At 63.5% G+C, this 26262-nt stretch carries 25 protein-coding genes; 17 read left to right on the top strand and 8 right to left on the bottom strand.

Annotated features, from left to right (window positions below; translation table 11 throughout):
• Window positions 1–11: 11 nt before the first annotated feature.
• On the top strand, window positions 12–911 hold the full coding sequence (locus tag CQ012_RS06555) for a LysR family transcriptional regulator (protein WP_105661685.1): 900 nt from the start codon (window positions 12–14) through the stop codon (window positions 909–911).
• A gap of 33 nt (window positions 912–944) precedes the next feature.
• Window positions 945–1301, top strand: a complete 357-nt coding sequence (locus CQ012_RS06560) for a VOC family protein (protein ID WP_105657413.1) — start codon at window positions 945–947, stop codon at window positions 1299–1301.
• On the opposite strand, the gene CQ012_RS06565 is transcribed toward CQ012_RS06560, so the two are convergent.
• Together CQ012_RS06565 and CQ012_RS06570 are read right to left on the bottom strand one after the other, a co-directional pair.
• Complete coding sequence (locus CQ012_RS06565) at window positions 1249–1911, bottom strand: response regulator (protein ID WP_105661686.1); 663 nt, start codon at window positions 1909–1911, stop codon at window positions 1249–1251. The genes CQ012_RS06560 and CQ012_RS06565 overlap by 53 nt on opposite strands.
• A complete protein-coding gene (locus tag CQ012_RS06570) occupies window positions 1908–3071 on the bottom strand; it encodes a sensor histidine kinase (RefSeq protein WP_181149029.1) in 1164 nt (387 codons plus the stop codon). Before CQ012_RS06570 ends, CQ012_RS06565 begins: the two co-directional genes overlap by 4 nt.
• Window positions 3072–3180: 109 nt before the next feature.
• Here CQ012_RS06570 and CQ012_RS06575 point away from each other — a divergent pair, with 109 nt between their 5' ends.
• The 5 genes from CQ012_RS06575 (at window position 3181) to CQ012_RS06595 (ending at window position 7016) form a co-directional block, all read left to right on the top strand.
• Window positions 3181–3957: a GAP family protein gene (locus CQ012_RS06575; RefSeq protein ID WP_181149030.1), complete on the top strand. Its 777-nt coding sequence runs from the start codon at window positions 3181–3183 to the stop codon at window positions 3955–3957.
• Window positions 3958–4026: 69 nt separating this feature from the next.
• Window positions 4027–4524, top strand: a complete 498-nt coding sequence (locus CQ012_RS06580) for a hypothetical protein (protein ID WP_105661688.1) — start codon at window positions 4027–4029, stop codon at window positions 4522–4524.
• Between the two features lie 102 nt (window positions 4525–4626).
• Window positions 4627–5463: an exodeoxyribonuclease III gene (locus CQ012_RS06585; protein WP_105661689.1), complete on the top strand. Its 837-nt coding sequence runs from the start codon at window positions 4627–4629 to the stop codon at window positions 5461–5463.
• 8 nt (window positions 5464–5471) lie between these two features.
• On the top strand, window positions 5472–6488 hold the full coding sequence (gene trpS / locus CQ012_RS06590) for a tryptophan--tRNA ligase (protein ID WP_105661690.1): 1017 nt from the start codon (window positions 5472–5474) through the stop codon (window positions 6486–6488).
• Window positions 6489–6494: 6 nt separating this feature from the next.
• Complete coding sequence (locus CQ012_RS06595) at window positions 6495–7016, top strand: 2'-5' RNA ligase family protein (protein ID WP_105661691.1); 522 nt, start codon at window positions 6495–6497, stop codon at window positions 7014–7016.
• Between the two features lie 57 nt (window positions 7017–7073).
• Here the strand turns inward: CQ012_RS06595 and CQ012_RS06600 are convergent, their stop codons facing one another.
• The 5 genes from CQ012_RS06600 to sdhC form a co-directional block, all read right to left on the bottom strand.
• Window positions 7074–8528 (bottom strand): catalase, encoded by a 1455-nt coding sequence (locus CQ012_RS06600; RefSeq protein WP_105661692.1) that lies wholly within the window; start codon window positions 8526–8528, stop codon window positions 7074–7076.
• A 129-nt stretch (window positions 8529–8657) separates the two neighbouring features.
• The gene (locus CQ012_RS06605) at window positions 8658–9440 is read right to left on the bottom strand and encodes a succinate dehydrogenase iron-sulfur subunit (RefSeq protein WP_105661693.1); all 783 of its coding nucleotides are present in this window, start codon (window positions 9438–9440) and stop codon (window positions 8658–8660) included.
• Window positions 9440–11227: a succinate dehydrogenase flavoprotein subunit gene (gene sdhA / locus CQ012_RS06610; protein WP_105661694.1), complete on the bottom strand. Its 1788-nt coding sequence runs from the start codon at window positions 11225–11227 to the stop codon at window positions 9440–9442. Before sdhA ends, CQ012_RS06605 begins: the two co-directional genes overlap by 1 nt.
• A gap of 61 nt (window positions 11228–11288) precedes the next feature.
• Window positions 11289–11732, bottom strand: a complete 444-nt coding sequence (locus CQ012_RS06615; protein WP_105661695.1) for a succinate dehydrogenase hydrophobic membrane anchor subunit — start codon at window positions 11730–11732, stop codon at window positions 11289–11291.
• 3 nt (window positions 11733–11735) lie between these two features.
• A complete protein-coding gene (sdhC, locus tag CQ012_RS06620) occupies window positions 11736–12149 on the bottom strand; it encodes a succinate dehydrogenase, cytochrome b556 subunit (RefSeq protein ID WP_388025151.1) in 414 nt (137 codons plus the stop codon).
• Between the two features lie 246 nt (window positions 12150–12395).
• Here sdhC and CQ012_RS06625 point away from each other — a divergent pair, with 246 nt between their 5' ends.
• The 10 genes from CQ012_RS06625 (at window position 12396) to CQ012_RS06670 (ending at window position 24634) form a co-directional block, all read left to right on the top strand.
• Window positions 12396–13511, top strand: a complete 1116-nt coding sequence (locus tag CQ012_RS06625; protein WP_105661696.1) for a mannose-1-phosphate guanylyltransferase — start codon at window positions 12396–12398, stop codon at window positions 13509–13511.
• Between the two features lie 146 nt (window positions 13512–13657).
• A complete protein-coding gene (locus tag CQ012_RS06630; RefSeq protein ID WP_105661903.1) occupies window positions 13658–14854 on the top strand; it encodes an amidohydrolase in 1197 nt (398 codons plus the stop codon).
• Window positions 14855–15141: 287 nt separating this feature from the next.
• Window positions 15142–16230, top strand: a complete 1089-nt coding sequence (locus CQ012_RS06635; RefSeq protein WP_105657428.1) for a BMP family lipoprotein — start codon at window positions 15142–15144, stop codon at window positions 16228–16230.
• A gap of 141 nt (window positions 16231–16371) precedes the next feature.
• Window positions 16372–17970 carry an ABC transporter ATP-binding protein gene (locus CQ012_RS06640; protein ID WP_105657429.1) on the top strand — a complete coding sequence of 533 codons (1599 nt, stop codon included), beginning with the start codon at window positions 16372–16374 and terminating at the stop codon, window positions 17968–17970.
• Complete coding sequence (locus CQ012_RS06645) at window positions 17967–19172, top strand: ABC transporter permease (RefSeq protein ID WP_105661697.1); 1206 nt, start codon at window positions 17967–17969, stop codon at window positions 19170–19172. Before CQ012_RS06640 ends, CQ012_RS06645 begins: the two co-directional genes overlap by 4 nt.
• Window positions 19169–20440 carry an ABC transporter permease gene (locus tag CQ012_RS06650; protein WP_105657431.1) on the top strand — a complete coding sequence of 424 codons (1272 nt, stop codon included), beginning with the start codon at window positions 19169–19171 and terminating at the stop codon, window positions 20438–20440. The genes CQ012_RS06645 and CQ012_RS06650 overlap by 4 nt, the downstream gene beginning before the upstream one ends.
• Before the next feature lie 9 nt (window positions 20441–20449).
• A complete protein-coding gene (locus CQ012_RS06655) occupies window positions 20450–20860 on the top strand; it encodes a cytidine deaminase (protein ID WP_105661698.1) in 411 nt (136 codons plus the stop codon).
• Between the two features lie 43 nt (window positions 20861–20903).
• On the top strand, window positions 20904–22217 hold the full coding sequence (locus CQ012_RS06660; RefSeq protein ID WP_105661699.1) for a thymidine phosphorylase: 1314 nt from the start codon (window positions 20904–20906) through the stop codon (window positions 22215–22217).
• A 457-nt stretch (window positions 22218–22674) separates the two neighbouring features.
• Window positions 22675–23349, top strand: coding sequence for a DedA family protein (locus CQ012_RS06665; RefSeq protein ID WP_105657434.1), 675 nt, complete (start codon window positions 22675–22677; stop codon window positions 23347–23349).
• 103 nt (window positions 23350–23452) lie between these two features.
• Window positions 23453–24634 carry an adenosine deaminase gene (locus CQ012_RS06670; RefSeq protein ID WP_105661700.1) on the top strand — a complete coding sequence of 394 codons (1182 nt, stop codon included), beginning with the start codon at window positions 23453–23455 and terminating at the stop codon, window positions 24632–24634.
• Window positions 24635–24721: 87 nt separating this feature from the next.
• On the opposite strand, the gene CQ012_RS06675 is transcribed toward CQ012_RS06670, so the two are convergent.
• Window positions 24722–26212, bottom strand: coding sequence for an aldehyde dehydrogenase family protein (locus CQ012_RS06675; protein ID WP_105661701.1), 1491 nt, complete (start codon window positions 26210–26212; stop codon window positions 24722–24724).
• Between the last annotated feature and the right edge of the window lie 50 nt (window positions 26213–26262).

Here is a 26262-nt window from a genome sequence, read left to right on the forward strand (position 1 = left end):
AAGGCTGGCTTATGTATTCGATGCGCCATCTGGAAATCATGGCTGAACTTCCCGCCCACAGCACGCTCGGTTCGGCGGCCAGCGAATTGAGAATCTCGGAATCGGCCTTGTCGCAGGCAATTACCGCCATCGAGAAGCATGCCGGGGAGACGTTGTGCCTGCGCCGCAAGGCCCACGGGATCCGGCTCACCGCTTCGGGTCAGCACTTCGCCGCCATGGCCCGGAAGATCCTTTCCGATGTCGGCGAATTGCGTGCAACATTCCCGCAAACCGAAGGAGCGCTGCGCGGGCCGGTGCGCTTCGGCTGCTTCGCTTCGCTCTCTCCGCACCTGATTCCGGCCACGCTGGAAGGGTTCGACCACCCCGAGGTGCAGCTCGATGTGCGCGTAGGTACCCACGAGGACTTGCTGCCGGCCCTGCGCGAGGGCGAGATCGATGTCGCTTTCGTCTACGACCTGCAGCTGCCCGCGGACATGGACAAGCAGAGGATCTACCAGACCGAGATGCAGGTCGTGCTGCATCCCGAGCACCGGCTGGCCAACCTCGCCCGGCCGCTGGAATTGGCCGACCTGGTCGACGAATCGCTGATCATCTACGAGTCCGACCCGAGCACCGAGCACCAGCAGCAGCTCTTCGCCTCCCAGGGCCTGCAGCCCAGGATCGCCGCCTCGGTCCCGCAGATGATCCTGGTCTCCGCGATGGTGGGCCGCGGCCTGGGCTACGGGCTGCTCATGCGCCGCCCGAACAATGCCGAGGTCTCCATCGAGGGCCGCCCGCTGGCCTTCCGCGAGCTCAAGGCTCCCAACTACCCGAACGCGGTCGTGGCGATCACGCCCAAGGGGGTCCAGGTCCCGGCCCGCGTCCAGGCGCTGATCGACCACTGCACCTGCGCGATGGCTGAGTCCTGGTAGACGCGCACCCCCCGGGGCGCGCATAATGGCCACATGATTGGCACGTGGCAGGCCATGGTCATCGACTGCGAGGACCCCGACGCACTGGCCGGATTCTATGAACAGCTCCTCGGAATGGTGCGCATCGACAACGAGCCCGACTGGGTTTCCATTGGCGATGCGCCGGACCATCCTGCGCTCGCCTTCCAGGCGGTCAGCCCGTATGTGGCCCCGCAGTGGCCTGGGCATGTGCACCCGCAGCAGGCGCATATCGACGTGAAAGTCGCCGACCTGGACCTGGCCGAAGAACAGGTGCTGCACCTCGGTGCGCGCTCGACCGGCGAAGGGTCCAAGACCTTCAGGGTCTATTTGGACCCGCAGGACCACCCGTTCTGCCTGGTGAGCTGGTAGCCGCGTAGGCGATCTTCGCCGCCTGCAGCCGGGTCGAGACCCCGAGCTTGGCCAGCACCTGGGAGACATGCGTCTTCACGGTGCTCTGCCCGATGCCCAGCCGCTGCGCCAATTGCGGGTTGCTCAGCCCTTCGGCCAACCCGTCGAGCACCTCGCGTTCCCTGCCGGTCAAGCCATCGGGCAGCTTCGCGGTGCCGGGTTCCGGCGCCAGCGCCCGGGCCAGGATCCGCGAGGTCACCTGCGGATCCAGCACGGATTCGCCGCGGGCCGCGGCCCGCACGCCCATGATGATCGCCTGCGGTTCGGCGCTCTTGAGCAGGAACCCGTGCGCCCCGGCCTGCAGTGCGCCAAAAAGGTACTGGTCGTCATCGAAGGTCGTGAGCACCACGACGCGGCTGCTGCCGTGCAGCGCCTTGGTGGCCTCGATGCCATCGAGCACCGGCATGCGCAGGTCCATCAGGATGACGTCGGGGGACAGGGCACGGGCCATGGAAATGGCCGATCGCCCGTCGGCCGCTTCGCCCACGACTTCCAGGTCTTCCGCGGCCTGCAGCACCAGCCGGATCCCCATGCGCACGGTCGCATGGTCATCGACGATCAGGACTTTCACGGCTTCTCCATTGCTTCAATTGGTCCGGGGAATTCCACGCGCACCTCGAAATCCGGGCCGGTGCGTATCCCGAACCGCCCATCGAGCGCGGCGACGCGGGTGCGGATATTCTCCAGCCCGGTGCCCGCCCCCGGGCCGCGGCTGGCGTTGGGCCGCAGGCCATTGCTCGCCGTGATCGCCAGGCCCCTCTCCTGGATCACGCTCAGTTCCAGGGTAGTGCCCGGCGCATGCTTGGCGTGGTTGACTAGCAGCTCGCAGACCGTGCGGTGCGCGGCGGTATGCACCGCAGGGCTGAAGCGCTGCGGATGCGCGACCCGGTACTCCCAGCGCACCGGGCTGCCGAATCCGGCCACCAGCTCCGGCAGATCCTCGATCCGCGCCTGCAGCGCAGGGCCCCCGGCATGCAGCATCCGCACCATCGCGGCCATGTCCTCCAAGCCGGACACCGACTCATCGCGGATGCTCTGCAACGGAGCCCGCACCTCCTGGGGTGCGGCCGGAAGCAGGGCGCCGGAGAGCAGCGCGATTGACGAGAACCTGGCCGAGAGCACGTCATGCATCTCGCGGGCCAGCGCAGTGCGCTCCTGGACGCGGGAAAAGTCGTGCTCGGCGACCAGCTGGTCCTCGCGGGCATCGGCCGCCGACTGCACAGCCTCTGCCCGCTGGGCTTCGGCCTTGGCCAGCTCCTTGGCGGTGCGCACATTCTCCGCCCAGAGCATCGGGGTGAAGAGGATGAAGCCGGCCATGAGCAGGGCCAGCACCACCTCCTGCGGATTCCCGGTGACCAGCCATGTGGCGATGGCCAGCGAGATGGCCGCCAGGCACAGCAGCGCCAGCGCCACCGTCCGCGTGCGCACCGAACCGAGCAGGAACAACCCGAAGACGCATTCGAAGACCAGGAAGTACCCGCCCAGGCTTCCCACGGCCAGCAAGCCGGCGCCGGCGAACAGCATGGCCAGGGAGCTGGCTACGAGAAAACGCCGACGGACCAGCACGGCGGCCAGGCCGATGAGCAGCAGGACGATCCATTCGTACCCGCGGATCGCGAACCATGGGGGGTTGGCCAGTCCCGAAAGATGCAAGATGGCGGTGAGCACCAGATAGGTGCCGACGACCACGGGTTCCTTGTCGCCGCTGCCCATCCGCCGAATGAAGTCCATGCTTCCAGCATCCCCGAACTGGCTGCCCGCCGGTATCCCCCTTAAGGAGGAGAAGGCGCAGCCCACTGGCCGATACCGCGATCCGGCAGGCCGCGGAACAGTGGAACCCATGGACATCATGACAAGCAATCCCGAACTATCCCTTCTCATCCTGGCGCTGATCGATTCGACCAGCATCGGCACCCTGGTCATTCCGCTGTGGCTGCTGCTGCGGGGACGCCGCGCGGCCATTGCCAAGGTCCTGGCCTACCTGCTGGTGATCGCCGGCTTCTACTGGGTCATCGGCGTGCTGCTGCGCAGCGGGTTGCTGCTCATCGACCCGGCCATCTTCGAGCACCGGTTCTTCCGGCTGGCAGGAATGGCCGCCGGGGCGCTGATGATCATCTGGGCGCTCACCTACCGCACCGATGCGCAGAAGGAAGCCAGCGCACGGAAGAAAGCCATCGCGCATAGCGGCGCGGCACCGGCAGCGCCGGAACCGGCGGACCCCGCCGGCCAGGTGCCGCTGCGCCTGCGCAGCCGCTTGGGCACTGCGCTGGATACCCGCACCGGGTTGATTGCCCTGGCCCTGTTCGCCGGCCTGCTGGAACTTCCCACGATGCTTCCCTACCTCGCAGCCGTTGGCGTCATGCAGGGCGCCGGCTGGGGCACCGGCCTGCAGCTGCTCGCGCTGATCGGCTACTGCCTGGTGATGATCGTCCCGGCATTGGTGCTGGTTGGCGCGCTTGCGCTCGCCGGCCCGCGCATCGAGGCCTGGCTGCAGAAAATGGGGGCCAAGGCCTCGGCATACGCCCAGGAAACCCTTGGCTGGGTGGTGGGCATCGGCGGATACCTGCTGATTCGCGCGAGCCTTTCCGGGCAGGACCTGCACAGCCTGTTCGGCTAGCCACGCTGTGGGCGAAAGGGCACGGTTCCAATTGGCTTGAAGCGGGGTAATGATGCGAGAATTGACGGCATGGAACCTCTAGGCAGCAGCGCGAAGCAGGGCAGGAAAGTCACCCTGAACGCATCAACTTTGGCAATGTCCGTCATGGTCATCGTCCTTCTGGTGGCAGTGGTATTCGCTGCCAACTCCAACCAGATCGTCGGCTGGTTTGTAGTCGTCATCTCCGCCGGTTGGCTGCTGCTGGCCGCATTCATGATGTTCGGCCTCAAGCGGGGCGCCGAGAAGATCAACAACTCGCTGCGCGAAGCCACCGCGGCGGCCACCCCGCGCGCCCAGCCCGGCACCGTGGTGGTTGACGAAGCCACCAGCCAGCGCGACATGAAGCTGGATCACTCGTTCAAGATCGTCCAGGTCCAGGCACGCGTGATCGCCGAACAGCGCCAGAGCCGGGGCGAGGATCACGAGGGCATGATCGACCGGGCACTGGAGACGATCCAGATGACCGCGACGAATGCGCGGGACATGATCAAACCGGCCAAGCCGATGGATGGCGAAATCATCGACTAATTGTCCAGGGCAACGCGCAAGCGTTGCCCTTTTTCGTTGCCCGTGTTCCGGCGCAGGCCAGATCAGCGCGTAATCGATCGCATAATTTTGTAAGCTGGAACAGTGATACCTACCAGTGTGGAAATTCTCAACAAGGAAGCCGGCGCGCTGCGCGTCGCGTCGGTCAACGTCAACGGCATCCGCGCGGCCTACAAGCGCAATATGGCGGACTGGATCGCCGCCCGTGACGTGGACATCCTGTGCCTGCAGGAAGTACGCGCACCGGACAAGATCCTGCGCGACCTGATTGGCGAGGGTTGGCATATCCTGCATGCCGAGGCCAAGGACAAGGGCCGCGCAGGTGTCGCCGTCCTCTCGCGTACCGAGCCGGTAGCCGTGCGCGAGCACATCGGCGAGGACTACTTCGCAGAATCCGGACGCTGGGTCGAGGCGGACTTCGATATCAACGGCGAGAGCTTCACCGTCGTCTCGGCCTACGTCCATTCCGGCGAGCTGGGCACCCAGAAGCAGGAAGACAAGTACCGTTTCCTGCAGCGCATGAACGTGCGCCTGGTGGAATTGAAGACCGAGAAGGACCACGTCCTGGTGGTAGGCGACTTGAACGTCGTGCACACCGAAAAGGACATCAAGAACTGGAAGCCGAATCACAACAAGCGCGCCGGCGTGATGGACGAGGAGATCGCCTACTTCGACGGGTTCTTCGGTGAGATCGGCTACAAGGATGTGGCGCGCGAGCTGGCCGGCGACGTGCAGGGACCGTACACCTGGTGGTCCTTCCGCGGACAGGCTTTCGACAACGACGCCGGTTGGCGCATCGACTACCACATGGCCACTCCGGCGCTAGCCGCCAAGGCCATCAAGTCCCACGTAGACCGTGCCTCGGCCTACGATTTGCGCTTCTCCGACCATGCGCCGCTGGTCGTCGACTACCAGTTCTAAGGAAAACCATGGAAACAACCCGTCCCCGCGTCCTGTCCGGAATGCAGCCATCGGGCGATTCGCTGCACCTGGGCAATTACCTGGGCGCGCTGGTCAACTGGGTCAAGACCCAGGATGACCACGACGCATTCTTCTTCATCCCGGACATGCACGCGATCACCGTCTCGCAGGATCCGGCGGAGCTGCGCGCGCGTACCCGCAAGACCGCTGCGCAGTTCATCGCCGGCGGCATCGACCTGGACAAGTCCACCCTGTTCGTTCAGTCGCAGGTCCCCGAGCATGCGCAGCTGGCCTGGGTGCTGAACTGCATCACCGGTTTCGGCGAAGCCAGCCGAATGACCCAGTTCAAGGACAAGTCCTCCAAGGGCGGCGCGGATGCCGCCAGCGTCGGGCTGTTCACCTACCCGGTTCTGATGGCCGCGGACATCCTGCTCTACCAGCCCGAAGGGGTCCCGGTAGGCGATGACCAGCGCCAGCATGTGGAGCTGGCCCGCGATCTGGCCAAGCGCTTCAACCACCGTTTCGGGCAGACCTTCACCGTGCCAGAGGCGTTCATCCCCAAGGAGGGCGCACGCATCTACGACCTGCAGAACCCGACCTCGAAGATGTCCAAGTCCGCCGAATCCCCTGCCGGCTTGATCAACGTCCTGGATGAGCCGAAGCTGATCGCCAAGCGCATCAAGTCCGCGGTGACCGACGCCGGGTCCGTCGTGGCCTACGACAAGGCCGAGAAGCCGGGCGTTTCGAACCTGCTCGATATCCTGGCTGCCGTGACCGGCAAGCATGTGCCAGAACTGGTCAACGAGTTCGAAGGCAAGATGTACGGGCATCTGAAGGTGGCTGTGGCAGAAGCCGTGGTGGAGCAGCTGGCTCCCATCCGCACCCGTACCCTGGAGCTGCTCGATGATCCGGCGGAGCTGGATCGCCTGCTGCTTGCCGGTGCGGCCAAGGCGCGCGTCGTCGCGTCGAAGACCGTTGCCGATGTCTACCAGAAGGTCGGCTTCCTGCCGCCGCTGGGAGTCTAAGAGCCAATGGTTTTCGAGTACACCCTGGGCGTGGTGATCCCGGTGCCGCAGCCGCACCGCGAGACTCTGCGCGCGTGGCGCCAGGAATACGGGGGAGAGGCCACCGCGCCGATTGCCCCGCATATCACCTTGGTGTCCGGGTCGTACCTGAATTCCTGGGAGAAGGCGGCTGCCCAGGTGCGCCGGGTAGCCGCCACGGCGGAGCCCTTCACCATCCATCTGGGTCCGGCCCGGACCTTCCGGCCGGCCAGCGAAGTAGTCTTCCTGCCGCTGGAAACCGGAGCGGACGAATGCTGGAAGCTGCACCGCGCGCTGCTGGGCGACGCGCTGAGGCACGAATCAGCCTTCGCCTACCATCCGCACCTGACCATCGCCCAGAACGTGCCTGCACGGCAATTGGACGCCGCGCAGGCAGCATTGGGCGAGGCGCACCTGTCCTTCGCAGCGGATCGTATCCATTTGTTCGATACCCGTGGCGGGGATTGGAACTTCAGCGAGCAGATTCCGCTGGGTTCCTCGCTTGCCTAGTTCACCCTGCAGAAAACGCCAGCCTCGCGGCTGGCGTTTTCCGTGTCGGCTGGCGAGTCACTTCTGGCGGACGTTGGCCTCGATCTTCGCTCCGGTATCGGCGTCGATGTTCTTCCAGTATTGGATCGCGTTGGACAGCACCGGCTCGATGACGCCATCCAGCGCCCCGGTGACGGTGTCCACCAGTTCGGCGCGCTGGGCGTCGTCCATCACCTCGCGGACCAGGATGCCGGGCTGGACGAAGTCCCCGTCGTCCTTGCGCAGCGTGTAGGCCTCGCGGACCAGCTCGCCGTCGGACTCGAAGGAGTTCTCCGCCGGACCGGTTTCATCGCTCCATGAATCCCCGAAGGAGTTCGGCGCGTAGACGCTGCGATCACCGGTGTGATCGTAGGTCATGCTCCCCTCGAAGTTATACGAGTTCACCGGGCACTTGGGCTTGTTCACCGGCAGCTGCTGGAAGTTGGTGCCGATGCGATAACGTTGCGCGTCCGCGTACGCGAAATTGCGTCCCAGCAGCATCTTGTCCGGACTCATCCCCATGCCCGGGACCATGTTCCCGGGGGAGAATGCGGCCTGCTCGATTTGCGCGAAGAAGTTCTCCGGGTTCCGGTTCAGCGTCATGGTGCCGACCTTGATGCGCGGATAGTCCTTCTTGGACCAGACCTTGGTCAGGTCGAAGGGGTTGAACCGGTAGGTCTTGGCTTCCTCGTAGCCCATGATCTGCACGTACAGGTCCCACTGGGGGAAATTGCCGGCCCTGATGGCTTCGAACAGGTCGCGACGGTGGAAGTCGGCGTCGGATCCGGCCAGTGCCTCGGCCTGCGCCCCGCGGATGGTCTCGAACTTCTCGGACTGCTTGTTCAGGAAATGGTACTTGACCCAGAATTTCTCCCCGGCCGCATTGACCCACATGTAGGTGTGCGAGCCGTAGCCGTTCATCTCGCGCCAGGTCTTGGGCAGGCCGCGCTGGCCCATGATGTAGGTGACCTGGTGGGCGGATTCCGGATTCTGCGTCCAGAAGTCCCACTGCATGGTGCCATCGCGCAGCCCCGAATCGGGCAGCCGCTTCTGGGAGCGGATGAAGTGCGGGAACTTCATCGGGTCGCGCACGAAGAACACCGGCGTGTTGTTCCCGACCAGATCGAAATTGCCCTCGGAAGTGTAGAACTTCATCGAGAAGCCGCGCACATCGCGCCAGGTGTCGGGAGAGCCGAGCTCGCCGGCAACGGTGGAGAAACGCATCAGCGTTTCGGTTTTCACGCCAGGCTGGAACAGGGCCGCCTTGGTGTACCGGGATACGTCCTCGGTGGTTTCGAATTCGCCGAAGGCTCCGGAGCCCTTGGCATGCGGGCGGCGCTCGGGAACATTCATCCGGTTGAAATGCTGCAGGGTCTCGACCAGATGATGATCGTGCAGCACGATGGGGCCGTTGGCGCCCACCGTCAGCGAGTTGCGGTCGCTGGCTACCGGGATTCCTGCTTGGGTTGTCGAGGTGGGTTCTTCACTGGCCATGTTTGCTCCTCAGTTCTGTGGTGCATTGGGAAAAGGGCGAGTACTGCCCATCATGCCACGCGAGGCGGAGGAGTTGAAGGGATGCAAAAAGGCCCGAACCATCAATGGTTCGGGCCTCTTGGCGCGTCCTTAGACGGTGCGCGCCAGAATTGCCTGCTTGACCTCGGCGATAGCCTTGGTCACCTGGATGCCGCGTGGGCATGCTTCGGTGCAGTTGAAGGTGGTGCGGCAGCGCCACACGCCTTCCTTGTCGTTCAGGATCTCCAGGCGCATGTCGCCTGCATCATCGCGCGAGTCGAAGATGAAGCGGTGGGCGTTGACGATCGCGGCCGGGCCGAAGTACTGGCCATCGGTCCAGAACACCGGGCAGGAGCTGGTGCAAGCAGCACACAGGATGCACTTGGTGGTGTCGTCGAAGATCTCGCGATCCTCGGCGGACTGGTAGCGTTCCTTGGTTGGCTCGTGGCCCTTGGAGATCAGGAATGGCATGATCTCGCGGTAGGACTGGAAGAACGGTTCCATGTCGACGATGAGGTCCTTTTCAAGAGGCAGGCCCTTGATGGCTTCAACGGTGATCGGCTTGGAGGTGTCCAGGTCCTTGAGCAGGGTCTTGCAGGCCAGGCGGTTGCGGCCGTTGATGCGCATGGCATCGGAACCGCACACGCCGTGGGCGCAGGAGCGGCGGAACGACAGCGAGCCGTCCTGCTCCCACTTGACCTTGTGCAGGGCGTCCAGCACGCGGTCGGTGCCGTACATGGTCAGCTTGAAATCTTCCCAGTATGCGTCCGCAGTAGCCTCTGGCAGGTAGCGGCGAACGCGCAGGGTGATGTCGAAGCTCGGGATCTCTCCGCCGCCGCCAACGCCTGGCTTCAGGTCGATCTTTGACGGTGGTTCTGGCAGTTCGGTGCTCATTAGTACTTACGCTCCATTGGCTGGTAACGGGTAAAGACCACTGGCTTGGTCTCCATGCGGATGCCCTTGATGTCCTCGGTGACGGCTTCTGCGTCACGGTAGGACATCGAGTGCTTCATGAAGTTCTCATCGTCGCGGTCTGGGAAGTCCTCGCGGTAGTGGCCGCCGCGGGATTCCTTGCGGTGCAATGCAGCAACGGTGATGACCTCGGCCAAGTCGAGCAGGAAGCCCAGCTCGATGGCTTCGAGCAGATCCAGGTTGAAGCGCTTGCCCTTGTCCTGGATGCTGATGTTCTTGTAGCGCAGGCGCAGATCCTCGATCACGTCGCGCGCTTCCTTCAGCGAACGCTCGTCGCGGAATACCTGGACGTTGGCGTCCATGGTCTCCTGCAGGATCGAGCGCAGGTCCGAGACGCGCTCGGTGCCGTTGCCGGTCAGCACGCCGTCGATCTGCGCGGTGACGAATGCTTCCGGGTTCTCCGGCAACTCGACGAAGTCGGCGGTCTTGGAGTACTCGGCAGCGGCAACGCCGGCGCGCTTGCCGAACACGTTGATGTCCAGCAGCGAGTTGGTGCCCAGGCGGTTCGAGCCGTGGACCGATACGCAAGCAACCTCGCCGGCAGCGAACAGGCCAGGAATGACGGTGTCATTGTCCTGCAGCACTTCGGTGTTGATGTTGGTTGGAACGCCACCCATTGCGTAGTGCGCAGTGGGGTAGACAGGCACCGGATCGGTGAATGGCTCGACACCCAGGTAGGTGCGGGCGAACTCGGTGATGTCCGGCAGCTTGGATTCGATGTGCTCTGGTTCCAAGTGGGTCAGATCCAGCAGCACGTAGTCCTTGTTCGGGCCGCAACCGCGGCCTTCGCGGACTTCGTTGGCCATCGCGCGGGCCACGATGTCACGTGGTGCGAGGTCCTTGATGGTCGGCGCATAGCGTTCCATGAAGCGCTCGCCATCCGAGTTGCGCAGGATCGCGCCTTCGCCACGTGCACCCTCGGTGAGCAGGATGCCCAGTCCGGCAAGGCCCGTTGGGTGGAACTGGAAGAACTCCATGTCCTCCAGCGGCAGGCCCGAGCGGAAGGCGATGCCCATGCCGTCACCGGTCAGGGTGTGCGCGTTGGAGGTGGTCTTGAAGACCTTGCCGGCGCCGCCCGAAGCGAAGATGACCGACTTGGCCTGGAAGACGTGCAGTTCGCCGGTAGCCAGGTCGTAGGAGACGACGCCGGCAACGCGCTTCTGCTTGTAGGCGGTGCCGTCCTCGCGGTAGGCGTCCTCTTCGACCATCAGCAGGTCGAGCACGTAGTACTCGTTGTAGAACTCGACGTTGTGCTTGACGCAGTTTTGGTACAGGGTCTGCAGGATCATGTGGCCCGTGCGGTCAGCTGCGTAGCATGCGCGTCGCACGGCGGCTTTGCCGTGGTCGCGGGTGTGGCCGCCGAAGCGGCGCTGGTCGATCTTGCCCTCTGGGGTTCGGTTGAATGGGAGGCCCATCTTCTCCAGGTCCAGCACGGCGTCGATGGCTTCCTTGGCCATGACCTCGGCTGCGTCCTGGTCAACCAGGTAGTCGCCACCCTTGATGGTGTCGAACGTGTGCCACTCCCAGTTGTCTTCCTCGACGTTGGCAAGTGCTGCGCACATGCCGCCCTGGGCCGCACCGGTGTGCGAGCGGGTTGGGTAAAGCTTGGTTAGCACTGCGGTGCGTGCGCGCTGACCGGATTCGATCGCTGCACGCATGCCTGCACCACCGGCACCGACGATAACAACGTCGTACTTATGTACCTGCATTCTTGATGCTCTCTTTTCTAAAAATCTGTGTGGCTATTGGCTGGAACTAGGGGAGTTCCAATTAGCACTGCGGCAGCTGGCTGCCGGCGACGCATGGATCGAAGGTGAAGATCACCAGGGAACCAAGCACGATGATGAAGATCGTGGCGACGTACAGGATGCCCTTGAGCCATGCACGGGTAGCGTGCTTCTCTGCGTAGTCGTTGATGATGGTGCGCACGCCGTTGGTGCCGTGCAGCATGGCCAGCCACAGCATGGCCAGATCCCAGAACTGCCACAGCGGCGAGGCCCACTTGCCGGCCACGAAGCCGAAGCTGATGCCGGAGATGCCTTCGCCGACCATCAGGTTGGAGATCAGGTGTCCGAAGATCAGGACGATCAGCACGACGCCGGAGAGGCGCATGAACAGCCATGCCAGCATTTCGAAGCTTCCGCGGGACTTTGGTCCGCGCTTGTACTTTGGATCAATGCGCTGGCTGCGAGGAGCAGGAATAGAAACGCTCATGGCTTAGTGGCTCCCAAATGCGATCGACAGGTGACGGATGGCGAAGCCCGCAAAGACGATGACCCAGAGGATCAAGACGCCCCAGAGCAACTGGCGCTGGTACTTGGTACCCTGCTTCCAGAAGTCGACCAGGATCAAGCGCAGACCGTTGAATGCGTGGAAGAGGATTGCTGCAACCAGACCGGTTTCACCAAGTGCCATCCACGGGGTCTGGTAGGTGCTAATGATTGCGTCGTAGGCGCCGGCATCGACACGGACCATGGCCGTATCGAGCACGTGCACCAGCAGATAAAGAAAAATAACGACACCGGTGACTCGGTGTCCCACCCAGGACCACATGCCTTCATGGCCGCGGTATAGGGTGCCTGACGAAGTCTTCGACACTGAACTAAACCTCCAAGGCTCGCAACGGCGCATGTGTATATTGCACACAATGAGATTTGACGCACTTGTGCGAGCGTTCCTTGTGCGAGTCTAAACCACTTGGCTAGCTCCAATCTATTTCGTGTCTCGTTCCTGTGAGCATGTTCACCGAAAAGGGGTAATTATGCGCTAAAAGGCCGAAATCCCGCCCGTAATACCTCATGCGATGTTTTCGTATTTAATCTGTTGCACAGGTTTCAATGGACAGGATTATCCACCGAATGAATTAGTCTGGAAGGCGTGAATGCAGACCTATTAGCCCGATTCCACGGCGTGATCCCCGCCGGCGGCGTCGGCACCCGATTGTGGCCCCTCTCCAGGGCTTCCGCTCCGAAGTTTTTGCACGATCTGACCGGATCCGGATCCACGCTGATCCGCGCCACCTATGACCGCCTGGTCCCGCTGGCCGGCGAACGGATCATGGTGGTCACCGGGCGTGCGCACCGCGGAGCCGTAGTGTCCCAGCTGCCCGAGCTGTGCGACGAGGACCTGGTGCTCGAGCCGGAGCCGCGCGACTCGGCCGCCGCCATCGGCCTGGCCGCCGCGATCCTGTACCGCCGCGACCCGAGCATCATCATGGGCTCCTTCGCCGCGGACCAGGTCATCGAGCCGGTTGAGGTGTTCCAGGCCGCGCTGAGCGAAGCGATCCATACCGCGGCGACCGGCAAGATCGTGACCATCGGCATCCACCCGACGCACCCTTCCACCGGTTTCGGGTACATCCAGACCGGCGAACCGCTCCAGGTTCCCAATGCGCCGTCGGCGCGCGGCGTGGTGCAGTTCGTGGAGAAGCCCGATGAGGACACCGCCCGCAAGTACCTGGCCTCGGGCGGGTTCCTGTGGAATGCCGGCATGTTCGTCGCGCCGGTGAGCCTGATGCTCAAGCACCTGGAAGCCAATGAGCCGGCGCTGTACGCGGGCCTGATGAAGATCGCCGATGCCTGGGAGACCGATCAGCGCGAAACCGTGATGCGCGAAGTCTGGGCCGATCTGCCGAAGATCGCCATTGACTATGCGGTGGCCGAGCCGGCCGCCGCGGCCGGCGACGTCGCGGTGATCCCGGGCGTTTTCAACTGGGACGACGTGGGCGACTTCGCCGCGATCGGCCGCTTGAACAAGGCCAGTGCCGAGGAGGGCATCATCAACCTGGGCGGCGAGTCGGTGCGCGTGTATGCCGACAGCGCTACCGGCGTGGTCTATTCGGACCGCCCGCGCGTGGTGGCCCTGGTCGGGATCGAGGATGTGGTCGTGGTGGATACCGCCGACGCGTTGCTGGTGACCACCAAGGAGCATGCGCAGAAGGTCAAGCAGACCGTGGAGGCCTTGAAGGCCGACGGTGCTACCGAGGTGCTCTAGCACAGCAGGATTGCGAACGGGGCGAGCTGGCCGGCAATAGGTCGGCGCGCCCCGTTTCCCTTGCCTGATGTTGCGCAATGAGCCCGAACATTACGGAAAACTGTCATTTTCTGCACCGTGCCGAGTATCTTCAAAAGGTGTCCACCGTGAATGAAAATGGCAATCCGGCTTCCGTCAGCGACTTCACCGAGCCGCTGATCGACCAGCTGATCGGCTTCCGCAGGGAACTGCATCGCAACCCGGAGCTGTCCTTTGCTGAGCACCAAACCACCGAGCGGATTCTCGAAACCCTGCGCGCTGCCGGGCTGGCTCCGCAGAAAATGGCCGAAACCGGCGCCTTCGTGGACATTGGCGAAGGGCCCATCCGCATCGCTTTCCGTGCCGACATCGACGCGCTGCCGGTGGTGGAGGAAACCAACCTGGACTTCGCCTCGATGACCCAGGGCGTGGCGCACGCCTGCGGCCACGACATCCACACCACCGTGATGATCGGCGTGGCCTTGGCCCTGGGCAGGATCCATGCCGCCGGCAAGCTCGATGGCTGCGTGCGGGTGATCTTCCAGCCCGCCGAGGAGAAGCTTCCTGGCGGGGCGCTGTCGGTGATCGAGCAGGGCTTGCTCGATGGCGTGCCGCGGGTGCTCGCGCTGCATTGCGACCCGCGGATCGACGCCGGGCATATCGGCACCCGCATCGGTGCGATCACCTCGGCCAGCGACACCATCCGCATCGAGGTCAACGGCCGGGGCGGGCACACCTCGCGCCCGCACCTGACCGAAGACATCGTTTTCGCGATGAGCCAGATCGCCACCCAGGTCCCGGCCGTGCTCGGACGCAAGGTCGATGTGCGCTCGGCCGTCTCGGTGGTCTGGGGCCAGATCCATGCCGGCAGCGTGCCGAACGCGATCCCCGCCACCGGATACCTGGCCGGCACCATGCGCTGCCTGGACGGCGATGTCTGGTACGAGGCCGGTGAGCTGCTGGACCAGGCCGTGCGACAGATCGCCGCTCCCTACGGAGTGGAGATCAAGCTGCAGCACACCCGTGGAGTGCCTCCTGTGGTCAACGCTCCGGCGGAGACCGCATTGATCGAGGACGCCGCGCGCCGCGAGTTCGGAGCCGAGGCCATCGAGCTGACTCCGCAGTCCATGGGCGGGGAGGACTTCGCGTGGATGACGCAGAAGGTTTCCGGTGCGATGCTGCGGCTGGGAACCCGCACCCCGGGCGGCAAAACCTATGACCTGCACCGCGGGGACTATATCCCGGACGAATCGTGCATTGGCGTGGGGGTTCGCATCATGGCGGCCGCCGCCATGCAGGCTGTGCGCGAGGCGAACGCCAAATAGGGCGTTGGCCACATCAAACCCGAAAGTTTTTAACATTTCTTTGACGCTTTAACAATTCGGTCAGTGACTTGGGCGTTGGCGTTAAGCGCTTGCCGTTTTGCGGCCCGTAAGTTATCTGTTTGTAATCTTTATCGTCTTTACCTGTGACATATCTCCGATAGGCTATGGAAACGATGGGAATGCTATGACTTTTGGTGTGCTCGAGTAAGGCCTAGGCAATGAAGCCTTGCACGAGGGTCAGGTGTCTTGCCTCCCGCATTATCTCGCAAGATTCTTTGGAGGAACAGATGCGCTTCGTATCGCGCAAGACCGGTATGGCTGCAGCCATGCTCGGCATCTCGGCATTAGCTTTGAGCGCCTGCGGCGCTGCACCGGAAGAGACCAGCTCGGCTGGCCAGTTCCCGGACTACGTTGGCTGCATTGTGTCCGACTCCGGTGGATTCGACGACCAGTCCTTCAACGAATCTTCCTTCCGCGGCTTGAAGAACGCCGAGAAGGACCTGGGCATCCAGACCAAGGATGCAGAATCCAAGTCGAACGCCGACTTCGCGACCAACCTCAACGGCATGGTCAACGCAGGCTGCGACCTGACCGTCACCATCGGCTTCCTGCTGGGCGACGCAACCGCTGAGGCTGCCGCGGCCAACCCGGACAAGAACTTCGCCATCGTCGACTTCCAGTACGAGAAGCCGATCGAAAACGTCAAGCCGATCATCTACGACACGGCCCAGGCTGCCTACCTGGCAGGCTACGCAGCAGCTGCCGCTTCGAAGACCGGCACCGTTGCCACCTTCGGCGGGATCAAGATCCCTACCGTCACCATCTTCATGGACGGCTTCGCTGACGGCGTGGCGAAGTTCAACGAAGACAAGGGCAAGGACGTCAAGCTGCTGGGCTGGGACAAGAAGAAGCAGGACGGCACCTTCTCCGGCGACTTCGAGAAGCAGGATAAGGGCAAGCAGATCACCAAGAACTTCATCGCTTCCGGCGCTGACGTTGTCATGCCTGTCGCCGGCCCAGTGGGCAAGGGCGCTGGCGCTGCAGTGGTCGAGGCCAACGACGGCGGCAAGGAAGCCAAGCTCGTGTGGGTCGACTCCGACGGCTTCCTGACCGCTCCCGACTACAAGGACGTCATGCTGACCTCGGTCGTGAAGACCATGGACACCGCAGTCGAAGATGTCATCCGCACCGACGCCGAGGGCAAGTTCGACTCGACCCCGTACGTGGGCACCTTGGAGAACGAGGGCGTTGCACTGGCACCGTTCCACAACTTCGATGAGGAAATCGGCGAAGACACCAAGAAGGAGATCGATGCCCTGAAGCAGCAGATCATCTCCGGTGAGCTGGAGATCGAATCGGCCTCCAGCCCCAAGTAGGTCTAGGCAAACCAGCCATGGAGCGCGTCACCGCTCGCCGCAATACAGCGGTGGGCAGGTGACGCGCTTTATGCCTGCCTAAGGGCCAAAACAACCTGCAAGCAAGAACCTCGCCAAACGAACAATGAAGATGGTGGAATCGTGAAACTCGAACTACGAGGAATCTCGAAAGCCTTCGGTTCTTTCTACGCCAACAAAGATATCGACCTGACGGTCGATGACGCCCAGATTCACTGTCTGCTCGGCGAAAACGGTGCTGGAAAGTCCACGCTTATGAACGTGCTCTACGGGCTGTACCAGCCGACCGAGGGCCAAATTTTGCTGGACGGGAAGCCCGTCGAGTTCTCCGGACCGGGCGACGCCATGGCCTCGGGCATCGGCATGGTGCACCAGCACTTCATGCTGGTCCCGGTCTTCACCGTGGCAGAGAATATTGCCCTCGGCGCAGAAACCACCAAGGCTGGCGGCGTGCTTGACCTGCAGGTCACCCGCAAGAAGATCCGCGAGATCTCCGACCGCTACGGCTTCGACGTGGACCCGGACGCGGTCGTCGAAGACCTGCCCGTTGGCGTGCAGCAGCGTGTCGAGATCATCAAGGCCCTGGTGCGCGAGGCCAAGATCCTGATCCTCGATGAGCCGACCGCGGTGCTGACCCCGCAGGAAACCGACGAGCTGCTGGACATCATGCGCCAGCTCAAGGCCAACGGCACCTCCATCGTCTTCATCTCGCACAAGCTGCGCGAAGTGCGCGCCGTGTCCGATGTGATCACCGTGATCCGCCGCGGCCAGGTCATCGATTCGGTCTCCCCGGAATCCTCCACCACCGAGCTGGCCAACCTCATGGTCGGCCGCGCCGTGGAACTGAACCTGAACAAGGCCGCAGCCACTCCCGGGCAGGCGGTACTGCAGGTCAAGGACCTGACGGTGGTCGACCCGGCGGGCACCACCACGCTGGACTCGGTCACCTTGGATATCCATGCAGGCGAGATCCTGGCGATCGCCGGCGTGCAGGGCAACGGCCAGACCGAACTGACCGAAGCGATCCTGGGCACCCAGCCGGTGACGGGCGGCTCGGTCAAGCTCGCCGGCCAAGAGCTGGTTGGCAAGTCGGTCAAGCAGATCCTGCGCTCGGGCCTCGGCTTCGTTCCCGAAGACCGGTCGGTGCACGGCCTGGTCACCCAGTTCTCCATCGAGGAGAACCTGGTGCTGGACCTCTACGACCGCCCGCCCTTCGGCAAGGGCATCTCGATGAACCTGGAGGCGATCAAGAAGAACGCCGCGCAGCAGATCCAGGGCTTCGACGTGCGTACCGATAATCCGCTGAACCCTGCCTCCAGCCTCTCGGGCGGCAACCAGCAGAAGGTCGTGATGGCCCGCGAGCTGAGCCGCGATTTGAAGCTGTTCATCGCTTCGCAGCCGACCCGCGGCGTGGATGTGGGATCCATCGAGTTCCTGCACCGCCGCATCGTGGCCGAGCGAGACAAGGGCACCCCGGTGATGATCGTTTCCACCGAGCTGGACGAGGTCATGGAATTGGCCGACCGCATCGCCGTGCTCTACAAGGGCAGGATCAACGGCATCGTGCCGGGCGACACCTCCCGCGAGGTGCTGGGCCTGATGATGGCCGGTGTTTCGCAGGAAGAAGCCCTGGCCCAGGCCGAATTCGCGAAGGCGGAGAACGAGCCGGTTGAAGCCCAGCCAGCTAGCGAGCATGACAACCAGGAAGGAGAAGCGCAGTGAGCGAGAAAGCACCTGTGGTTCCCGGCTCCGGCAAGCCGGGCAATGACCTCTTGCGCCAAATCACCCAGGGACCAGGCCTGGTCTCGGTCCTCGGCGTCATCGTCGCACTGGTCATTGGCGGCCTGCTGATTGCGGTCACCGATGAGAAGGTGGGCGAAACGGCCGGCTACCTCTTCGCCCAGCCTTCGGCCTTCTTCGGCGAATTCTGGCGTGCGGCCACCGAAAGCTATGTGGCGCTGTTCAACGGCTCGATCTACAACTCCTCGCAGGGGTTCAAGCCGTTCCTGGAGACCCTGACCGTCTCCACCCCGCTGATCTGCGCCGGCTTGGGCGTGGCCGTGGCATTCCGCGCCGGCCTGTTCAACATCGGTGCCCAGGGCCAGATCATCATCGGCTCGGTGCTGGCCGCCTACATCGGCTTCGCCTGGCACCTGCCCATCGGCCTGCACCTGCTGCTGGTGATCGTCTTCGGCCTGCTCGGCGGCGCGATCTGGGGCGGCCTGGTCGGCCTGCTCAAGGCCAAGACCGGCGCCCACGAAGTGATCCTCACGATCATGTTCAACTACGTGGCCGTGTACCTGATCGACTTCCTGATGAACACCCAGGGGTTCCGCCGTCCCGGCGAGACCAACCCGATCTCGCCGATCCTGGACAGCTCGGCCATCTTCCCGGCGATCCCCGGTTCGCGTTTGCACCTGGGCTTCGTGATGGCGGTGCTGCTGGTGCTGGCCGTGTCCTGGATGTTCAAGCGCTCCACCGTGGGCTTCGAATTCCGCGCCGTGGGCCACAACCCGGAAGCCGCGCAGACCGCCGGCATCAACGTGGCCCGCACCACCATCATTGCGATGGCGCTGGCTGGCGCCTTGGCCGGTGCCGCAGGCGTGGCACAGGTGGCAGGCACCGAAAAGGTGCTCACCGGCGGCATCGCCGGCTCGCTGGGCTTCGACGCGATCACCGTGGCGTTGCTGGGCCGCTCCACCCCGTGGGGCACCTTCTTCGCCGGCCTGCTCTTCGGCGCGTTCCAGGCCGGTGCGGTGAACATGCAGATCACCACCGGCACCCCGATCGACATCGTTTCGGTGGTGCAGTCGCTGATCGTGCTGTTCATCGCCGCCCCGCCGCTGGTCAAGGCCATCTTCGGCATGAACCGCAAGAAGAAGCGCAGCTCCAAGCTCGAACCTACTAAGGCAGGTGCCAAGTGACCTCTTCCACCTTGCAGCCGGCAATCAACGTCCTGCCGAGCAAGAAGACCCCGATCATCCTCTCGGTGATCGCAGTGATCGTCTTCTTCAGCTTCGGCCTGCTGGGCAACGACCAAGCCGCCCACTTTACGCTGAACAGCGCCGGCGACGCCTTCGAGCTGCCCGAACTGGTCTTCCCGGGCCGCATCACCAACATCGTGTTCGGCGTGCTGCTGCTGGCCATTGCCGCCTACGCGTGGATGCAGCGCAAGCAGGGCAGGATCCTGGCCACCTGGATGGTCGCCATCGCGGCGGTCCTGTTCGTGCTGGGCTTCCTGATCTGGGTGGTTTCCGGCGCCAACATCAACAGCATTTCGCTGGCCAGCCTGCTGGCCGGTGGCGTGGTGCTGGCCGTGCCGCTGGTCTTCGGTTCGCTTTCGGGCGTGCTGTGCGAGCGTGCCGGCGTGGTCAACATCGCCATCGAGGGCCAGCTGCTGGGCGGTGCTTTCACCGCGGCACTGGTCGCCTCGCTGACCCAGAGCGCCTTCGCGGGCCTGGTTGCCGCCGGCCTGGCCGGCGCCATGGTCTCGCTGGTCCTGGCGGTCTTCTCCATCAAGTACGTGGTCAACCAGATCATCGTCGGCGTGGTCCTGAACGTGCTGGTTTCGGGCATCACCGGCTTCCTGTTCACCACCGTGATGCAGGAGGACCCGGAGCGCTTCAACTCGCCAGCGCACCTGCCGGTCATTGAAATCCCGCTGCTCTCCTCGATCCCGGTCATTGGCCCGATCCTGTTCAAGCAGTCGGTGATCGGCTACCTGATGTACCTGGCCGTCTTCCTGGTCTGGTTCGGCCTGTTCAAGACCAAGTGGGGCCTGCGCGTGCGCGCCGTGGGCGAGCATCCGAAGGCAGCCGATACCCTGGGCATCAAGGTCAACGCGATCCGCTTCTGGAATGTCACCCTCGGCGGCATCGTGGCCGGCATCGGCGGTTCCTTCTTCACCCTGGTGGCCATCGACTCCTTCACCAAGGAAATCTCCGGCGGCCGCGGCTTCATCGCGCTGGCCGCAGTCATCTTCGGCCGGTGGAACCCGATCGGCGCTTTCCTGGCCGCCCTGCTCTTCGGCTTCGCCGATAACTTGCAGGTGATCCTGACGATCATCGGCACCCCGGTACCAAGCCAGTTCATGGCCATGATGCCTTACCTGGTGACCATCTTCGCGGTGGCCGGATTGGTGGGGCGTTCGCGCGGACCGGCAGCTGCGGGCGAACCCTACGTGAAGGAATAGCGATTTCCCATGAATAGCAACAACGCGCCGTGGCCGCAGCTCGAAGCTACGGCTGCGGCCGCGCTGTCCCAGGCCTACGCGCCCTACTCCGAGTTCCGGGTGGGTGCCGCGGCACTGACCAGCGACGGCCGCCTGATTTCCGGGTGCAACATCGAGAACGCCGCCTACGGGGTCACCCTGTGCGCTGAATGCGCCATGGTGGGCCAGCTCTTCGCCACCGGCGGGGGCACCATGGAATACTTCCTGTGCTTCGGCCAGCTGCGCGAGGGCGAGCTCGAACTGATCACCCCGTGCGGCCGGTGCCGCCAGCTGCTTTTCGAGCACCGCGGGGCGCAGCTGCTGATCAAGACAGCCCGCGGCATCGTGGGAATCGACGACCTCTTGCCTGACGCGTTCGGGCCGCAGAATCTCAACTTCTAGCGCCGGAGCACACCGGCCAACAGCAGAATGGAAGGTGCCTGATATGGCTACCGAGCAATTCAGTGCCGTCGAAGTCATCCGCGCCAAGCGCGATGGCGGCGAACTGAGCAACGAGATGATCGACTGGACCATCGATGCCTACACCCGCGGGGCCATCGCCGAAGAGCAAATGTCCGCGCTGAATATGGCCATCTACTTCCAGGGCATGAACCGCAACGAGATCTCGCGCTGGACCACCGCGATGATCAACTCCGGGGAACGCATGGACTTCTCTGCCCTCACCGACCCGTCGGGCAAGAAGCTGGCCACCACCGACAAGCACTCCACCGGCGGCGTGGGGGACAAGATCACCTTGCCGCTGGCTCCGCTGGTCGCCAGCTTCGGCGTGGCCGTCCCGCAGCTCTCGGGCCGCGGGCTGGGCCACACCGGCGGCACCCTGGACAAGCTCGAAGCCATTCCCGGCTGGAAGGCGGACCTGTCCAACGAAGCGCTGTTCTCCCAGCTGTCCAACGTCGGCGCGGTCATCTGCGCCGCCGGCACCGGACTGGCTCCGGCGGACAAGAAGCTCTACGCCCTGCGCGATGTCACCGCCACCGTGGAAGCCATCCCGCTGATCGCGTCCTCGATCATGAGCAAGAAGATCGCCGAAGGCACCGGCACCCTGGTGCTGGATGTGAAGGTCGGCTCCGGCGCGTTCATGAAGGACGAGGCCATGGCCCGCGAACTGGCCGAGACGATGGTGAACCTGGGCACCGATGCGTCGGTGAACACCGTGGCGCTGCTGACCAACATGGAAACCCCGCTGGGCCTGACCGCCGGCAACGCCATCGAGGTCGAGGAATCCGTTGAGGTCCTGGCCGGCGGCGGACCAGAGGACGTCGTGGAGCTGACCGTGGCCCTGGCCACCGAGATGCTTGCCGGGGCAGGCATCAAGGATGTGGATGTCGCCGGTGCGCTGAAGAACGGCAAGGCCATGGACATCTGGCGCAAGATGATCGCGGCCCAGGGCGGCGACCCGGATGCCAAGCTGCCGGTAGCCAAGGAATCGCACACCGTGGTGGCGCCCGCCGAGGGCGTGCTGATCAAGCTCGACGCGATGGACATCGGCCTGGCCGCCTGGACCCTGGGCGCAGGACGTGCCCGCAAGGAAGACAGCGTCCAGGCCGGCGCCGGCGTGCGCATGCACGTGAAGCCAGGTGCCTTGGTTCGCCGTGGCGAGCCGATTGCCACCTTGCTGACCGACACCCCGGCCAAGATGGAGCGTGCCATCGAACTGGTCCAGCGCGCCATCATGATCGGTTCGGCCGATGACCGTCCGGACACCCGCCTGATCCTGGACCGCATCGCTGCCAAGTAGCCGAATCCGGATGGGCGCTCAAGGAGCCGGGAAACACGTTGCCGTGTTTCCCGGCTCTTTCGCTTGCCGGCGACCGATCCGCTGGCAATCAGTGCCCCGCTCCAGAAACATCGGGAGCCTGGTCGCCCTGCGAGTGCTCTTCCCCGGCCTCGCTGCCTGCAGCAGCTGGGCTTTTCTTTTCCGGAGGGCTCTGCAGGTCCGTTCGTCTTCGAAGTTGCGGTAGCAATGGCCTGGCATCCTGGTGGTTCCCAGGCCAGCTGCCGCAGTGGAAGTTCCCAGAAAGTTCCCGGGAACAATAACGGCGTAGTCAAACGTTAGTCAGTTAACTCCTACCTGGGTAGCAGATGGGAATTGTCCACAACGCAACGTAAGCAGGATGCGCGCAGGTGAGTTCTCGAGCGAAAATGGAGAGACATTCAGCGCATGGAGCGCCTTGGGAAAGTAGATGTAGGCACGCATGGAATTAGTCAATGAGGCAATCACGCAGGCCGCCAGCGCATGGTGGATCCTGCCGTTATTGTTTCTGTTCTGCATGATCGATGCGATTTTCCCCCTCGTCCCGAGTGAATCCTTTTTGGTTTCGCTGGCCGCGGTCGGCGTCCACACCGGTGTTCCCAACCTTGTCTTGATTGGCTTGCTCGGTGCCGGCGGTGCCTTGCTCGGCGACCAGATCACGTACGCCATCGGACGCAAGATCGGATCCAGGGGCTTCAAGTGGATGCGCGGGCAACGCGCGCAGCGGGTGCTGAACTATGCCGAGAAGAAACTTGAAACCTCGGGCGCTCTGCTGATTTTCACGGCCCGATACATCCCGATTGGCCGAGTGGCCGTGAACCTGACCGCGGGCGCCACCGGATTCAGCCACAAGCGCTTCACCCTCTTCGACACCATCGGCGTGCTGACCTGGGCCGCCTACTCCGTCAGCATCGGTGCGCTGGCCGGCAACTGGATGCACGACAACAAGCTGCTGGGCATTGCAGTTTCCATTGTCATCGCCGTAGTGCTCGGATTCGTCATCGACCGGATCGTCAGCTGGGTGCTGGATCGCCTGCATCGGCGCGCGGCGAAGCGCGAAGGGCACCCGGTGCAACCAGCCAGGCAGACCGTCCCGCCAACCCCTGACGAGGGTTAACCTCCCGTATTGATCAGGGTCACATAGTGGCTCGCAGATCTTTACCCGTAGGAGCTGTCAGTTCCACGAAAATGCGACTAGGCTCAGTGGTGTGACTGAAGAAATGATTCATACTGACTACGATCCCGAATTCGATTTCCGGGATCTGCCTAAAGTTTCGCTCCATGACCACCTCGACGGTGGTTTGCGCCCTCAGACGATCATCGAGCTGGCCGCCGAGATTGGACACGAGCTGCCAGAGACCGAAGCAGAAGCTTTGGGCGAATGGTTCCGTGAATCAGCCGACTCCGGCTCGCTGCCACGCTACCTGGAAACCTTCGAGCACACCGTCGCGGTCATGCAGACCCGAGATGCGCTGATCCGCGTTGCCCGCGAATTCGTAGAGGACCTCGCTGAAGACGGTGTCATCTACGGCGAAGTCCGCTATGCACCAGAGCAGCACCGCCGCGAAGGCTTGAGCCTGGACGACGTCGTCGACGCCATCCAGGAAGGCCTGGACCAGGCCTGCGAGCAGCTCAACGCCGAGGGCCACCCGATGCAGATCGGCCAGATCGTTACCGCCATGCGCCACAGCGACCAAGGCGTGGAAATCGCCAAGCTGGCCCTGCGCCACCGTGGTCGCGGAGTCGTCGGTTTCGATATCGCCGGTGCTGAAGATGGCTTCCCGCCCTCAGTGATGAAGGAAGCTTTCGACCTGCTGGCCGAGAACCTCTTCCCAACCACCGTGCACGCTGGCGAAGCAGCCGGCCTGGATTCCATCAAGGAAGCCATCCTGATCGGCCGCGCCCAGCGCCTGGGCCACGGAGTCCGCGTAGCCGAGGACATCGAGATCGAGTTCGGAGCTATCGACGAGAACGGCGAAGAACTCAGCGACGATACCGGCCTGGTATCGCTGGGCCCGGTAGCGAACTGGGTCCGCGAACGCGGCATCCCGCTGGAAGTCTGCCCGTCCTCGAACCTGCAGACCGGTGCTACCTCCAAATTCGGCGAAGGCATCGGGAACCACCCGATCGACCTGCTGGTCCAGACCGGTTTCAATGTCACCATCTCGCCGGATAACCGCCTGATGTCCGGCACCACCTTGTCCGATGAGTTCGAATTGCTGGTAGAAGCCTTCGACTACGACTTGGAAGATCTGCTGGATCTGACGCTGAACGCCGCCGAAGCTGCCTTCGTCCCGCTGGAAATGCGCGAGCTGCTCGTTGAGTACATCAACGACTACTACGACAACCTGCTGGATGACGAGGACTACGACGAAGACGAATACGAAAACGTCGCCGACTAGTTCCAGGACCCAGCCGCCAGGCAACCACCGAAGCCGTCCCTTGCCCAAGCAAGGGGCGGCTTCGCTGGTTCCAAGGGCAGGTGGTTCCTAGAACGGGTACTGCTTCTTGGTGGACTGCACGCCGACCCAGTGATCGGTGGTGAATTCCTCGATAGCCCACTCGCCGTTGAAACGGCCCAGACCCGAATTCTTCTCGCCACCGAACATCACATGCGGTTCATCATTGACGGTGATGTCATTGACGTGAGTCATCCCGGCCTTGATGCCGCGGGCAAAGGCGACGCCCTTCTCCAGGTTTTGCGTGAAAACGGCCGAGGACAAGCCGAATTCGGTGTCGTTGGCCAGTTCCAGCGCATGCTCTTCGGAGTCGGCCTTGGCGATGCCCACGACCGGACCGAAGATCTCCTCGCGGAACAGTTCCATGCCGCTGGTGACATCTGCGAAGACGTGGGGAGAGACCACACGGCCTGTGATCGAACCTGCCAGGACTTCGCGGGCGCCCTGGCCACGTGCGGTCTTGATCTTGCCGCTCACCGACGCCAACTGCGCATCATTGATGATCGGTCCCACGAGGTTGGCTGGATCGGCGGCATCGCCATAGCCGAGCTTGCCGACCTGCTCGATGAACTTCTCGATGAAGGCCTCGTAGACCGGAGCCTGGACGATGATGCGGTTGATGGCCATGCAGATCTGCCCCTGGTGCAAGAACTTGCCCAGGGTCGCGGCCTTGGCTGCTTCGTCAAGATCAGCGTCTTCGAGCACGACGAATGGCGCGTTGCCGCCAAGCTCCAGCGTCACGCGTTTCATGTGCTCGCCGCTGACCGCGATTTTCCCGACGTTCTTGCCCACCGGAGTCGAACCGGTGAACGAAACCAGCGACGGGGTCCGATGCGCCACGAAGTAATCGCCGATTTCCGAACCGGACCCAACCACTGCGTTCAGCACGCCATCTGGCAGGCCAGCCTCGGCGAAAGCCTTGGCCAGGACCAAGGCTCCCACCAGCGGGGTATCCGAGGCGGGTTTGAGCACCACCGCATTGCCCAGGGCCAGGGCGGGCGCTACGGACCGGGCCGACAGCAGCAGCGGGAAGTTCCACGGGCTGATGACGCCCACTACGCCGACCGGTTCGCGGTAGACCCGGTTCTCCTTGCCCTCGGCATTGGAGGGCAGGATCTTGCCGTGCACCCGGGTGGGGAAGGTGGCTGCTTCGCGGATGGCAGCGATGGTGCCGCCCAGTTCGATGTTCGCCTTCAACTGCGTGGAACCGGACTCGGCGGTCAACAGCGCCAGGATGCCCTCGAAGTTCGACTGCAGGTAGTCGGCGGCCTGGTTCAGGACCTTCGAGCGCTTGCCGGGGGAGAGCGCCGCCCAGCCTGGCTGCGCAGCGGCGGCAGCGCCATAGGCGTCGTCGACGTCTTGGGTCGAGGCCTGGCGGATCTCGGCCAGGAGCGAGTCATCGAAAGGGTTGGCAGTGCGCAGGATGCGCTCGGAGCGCCCCTCAACCCACTGGCCGCCGATGAAGAGTTTGGCTGGAAGCTGATCCAGGAATTCCAGCTGGGCGGTGTCTTGGACGGTCATTGGCAATCCTTCGCGTCGTCGGGATGAACTACGGCCATGCTAGCCCGAAT

Origin of the sequence: Arthrobacter sp. MYb214 (genome assembly GCF_002979865.1) — a bacterium.
Lineage (GTDB): Bacteria > Actinomycetota > Actinomycetes > Actinomycetales > Micrococcaceae > Glutamicibacter.

Bases quoted from the DNA above. Each gene is read 5' to 3' on its own strand.
- CQ012_RS06555 (WP_105661685.1), top strand. From the start codon at position 12: ATGTATTCGATGCGCCATCTGGAAATCATGGCTGAACTTCCCGCCCAC.
- CQ012_RS06560 (WP_105657413.1), top strand. From the start codon at position 945: ATGATTGGCACGTGGCAGGCCATGGTCATCGACTGCGAGGACCCCGAC.
- CQ012_RS06570 (WP_181149029.1), bottom strand. From the start codon at position 3,071: ATGGACTTCATTCGGCGGATGGGCAGCGGCGACAAGGAACCCGTGGTC.
- CQ012_RS06575 (WP_181149030.1), top strand. From the start codon at position 3,181: ATGGACATCATGACAAGCAATCCCGAACTATCCCTTCTCATCCTGGCG.
- CQ012_RS06580 (WP_105661688.1), top strand. From the start codon at position 4,027: ATGGAACCTCTAGGCAGCAGCGCGAAGCAGGGCAGGAAAGTCACCCTG.
- trpS (WP_105661690.1), top strand. From the start codon at position 5,472: ATGGAAACAACCCGTCCCCGCGTCCTGTCCGGAATGCAGCCATCGGGC.
- CQ012_RS06595 (WP_105661691.1), top strand. From the start codon at position 6,495: ATGGTTTTCGAGTACACCCTGGGCGTGGTGATCCCGGTGCCGCAGCCG.
- CQ012_RS06600 (WP_105661692.1), bottom strand. From the start codon at position 8,528: ATGGCCAGTGAAGAACCCACCTCGACAACCCAAGCAGGAATCCCGGTA.
- CQ012_RS06605 (WP_105661693.1), bottom strand. From the start codon at position 9,440: ATGAGCACCGAACTGCCAGAACCACCGTCAAAGATCGACCTGAAGCCA.
- sdhA (WP_105661694.1), bottom strand. From the start codon at position 11,227: ATGCAGGTACATAAGTACGACGTTGTTATCGTCGGTGCCGGTGGTGCA.
- CQ012_RS06615 (WP_105661695.1), bottom strand. From the start codon at position 11,732: ATGAGCGTTTCTATTCCTGCTCCTCGCAGCCAGCGCATTGATCCAAAG.
- sdhC (WP_388025151.1), bottom strand. From the start codon at position 12,149: ATGCGCCGTTGCGAGCCTTGGAGGTTTAGTTCAGTGTCGAAGACTTCG.
- CQ012_RS06635 (WP_105657428.1), top strand. From the start codon at position 15,142: ATGCGCTTCGTATCGCGCAAGACCGGTATGGCTGCAGCCATGCTCGGC.
- CQ012_RS06655 (WP_105661698.1), top strand. From the start codon at position 20,450: ATGAATAGCAACAACGCGCCGTGGCCGCAGCTCGAAGCTACGGCTGCG.
- CQ012_RS06660 (WP_105661699.1), top strand. From the start codon at position 20,904: ATGGCTACCGAGCAATTCAGTGCCGTCGAAGTCATCCGCGCCAAGCGC.
- CQ012_RS06665 (WP_105657434.1), top strand. From the start codon at position 22,675: ATGGAATTAGTCAATGAGGCAATCACGCAGGCCGCCAGCGCATGGTGG.
- CQ012_RS06670 (WP_105661700.1), top strand. From the start codon at position 23,453: ATGATTCATACTGACTACGATCCCGAATTCGATTTCCGGGATCTGCCT.
- CQ012_RS06675 (WP_105661701.1), bottom strand. From the start codon at position 26,212: ATGACCGTCCAAGACACCGCCCAGCTGGAATTCCTGGATCAGCTTCCA.